Below are 1,668 nucleotides of genomic sequence, written 5' to 3' on the forward strand. Positions count from 1 at the left end.
TCGATGATATCTTCGACAATCAAGATGTCGCGTCCTTCTACCGATGTGTTCAAATCTTTTTCAATCTTGACTTCACCTGTTGATGTTGTCCCACCGTGATACGTTGAAACGTCCATGAAGTCCATTTCAAGATGCATATCCATCTTTTTCACAAGATCAGACATGAAAGGCATTGCGCCTTTTAAGACACACACAAGCAACGGAAAACGATCGTGATAATCCGCTGTCAATTCGCCGGCGAGTTCGCCCACTTTATTTTGGATCTCTTCTTCTGAAATCAGTACTTTTTCCATATCGTTCATCAAGGTCATGCTAGGTATTCCTCCTCCATAATAAACACTACATTACCATTCTATCATTAAATAAGATTTTGCGAGGAGTTCAAATGACCCGAATATTGCAATTCGATGTCCAATGACGGCTAAAATCACTCCATTTGCATCGACGACGACCGGAACCTGTTCTCGGAGATAACGTGGAACCTTAGCATCAATCAGAATTCGACTGACTTTTTTCAAACCCACAGCAAGCTGAATCCGATCTCCTGGACGTGGCGGACGCACCGTCAACGGGAACGTAATCGCGTCCAGCGGGATACCTTGGTTTCCGATTGAGAAGCGAACCATTTGTTCACCATAATGATACGTTCCCAAATTCTCCCCTACTTGAAACGGTAAATCGTCATTCATTGACCGTATCACACGATCCTGCATCAAAAAGCCATATGCACGTCGCATCCTCCAGTTTCCATAATACACTTCGTCCGAGCCCTTATCCACCCGAAGCCACATGATAAAGTGACGAATCGTTTCTGAAGAAAACGTTTCTCCCGTTAGTGTCGGCAAGACAAGCCGCTGTAAATCCGTCGGTAATTCTAAAATACGTGCTACCGGAATTCCGTTCGCTTCCTTACACCGGTCGAGATAGGTCGCGACGAATGTCGCCTGCTCACGCATGATTTGCTGTCGCGCATGTGCTGCCGCTGCTGTTGCTTGTTCAAACTCTGGCCGAATTTCTCGAAGTGGCGGCACAATCGTATGTCGGATTTGATTACGCAAATAAGTAGTTTCTGCATTTGACGCATCTTCTCGCCACGGAACTTCATGTTGTAATGCATACTCGCGTAATGTTTGCTTCGATTCATGTAGCAACGGGCGATGCAACCAACCGTTACCAAATGGACGAACGACGGGAATACCATCAACCTGCGCTTCTCCACGAATGAGCTGAATGAGTAGCGTCTCAATTTGATCGTCTTGATGATGAGCGAGAATCAGACGCGAACGCCCGGTCTCTTCCATGATTCGTTCAAAAAACGCATATCTCTCTTCGCGACAAGCTGCTTGAGAGCTCGTACGTCCGGTCCATTCTAAACGTGTCATGAAAAAGGATATCTTTCGGGACGTTGCCCACTCCTGAATAAAGCGCGCTTCTTCGTCGGACGCTTCTCGTAATCCATGATGTACATGCGCAATCGCGATATCGTAACCTTCTTTGTACAAGCGATCAACGAGGACCATCGAATCACAACCTCCCGACACACCTACTAAAAGTGGTTCGAACGGCACACCTTCCATAACGACTTCACCCCTTTCCATCAAAACCTAAAAAAAGCTATCTCTATATAATAGAGATAGCTTTTGAGAATGACCCGTACGGGATTCGAAC

General features: G+C 46.0%; 2 protein-coding genes. Both read right to left on the bottom strand.

Going from position 1 to position 1,668, the window contains the following annotated elements:
- A partial coding sequence (locus B3G15_RS06510) for a phosphoribosyltransferase (protein WP_290719265.1) occupies window positions 1–311 on the bottom strand: 311 nt, incomplete at its 3' end.
- A gap of 33 nt (window positions 312–344) precedes the next feature.
- The gene (gene tilS / locus B3G15_RS06515) at window positions 345–1,577 is read right to left on the bottom strand and encodes a tRNA lysidine(34) synthetase TilS (protein WP_290719267.1); all 1,233 of its coding nucleotides are present in this window, start codon (window positions 1,575–1,577) and stop codon (window positions 345–347) included.
- Window positions 1,578–1,668: the final 91 nt, after the last annotated feature.

Source organism: Exiguobacterium sp. UBA1053 (assembly GCF_002316465.1).
Taxonomy (GTDB): domain Bacteria; phylum Bacillota; class Bacilli; order Exiguobacteriales; family Exiguobacteriaceae; genus Exiguobacterium_A; species Exiguobacterium_A abrahamii.

Coding starts and splice junctions, on each gene's coding strand:
- tilS (WP_290719267.1), bottom strand. CDS start 1,577: ATGGAAGGTGTGCCGTTCGAACCACTTTTAGTAGGTGTGTCGGGAGGT.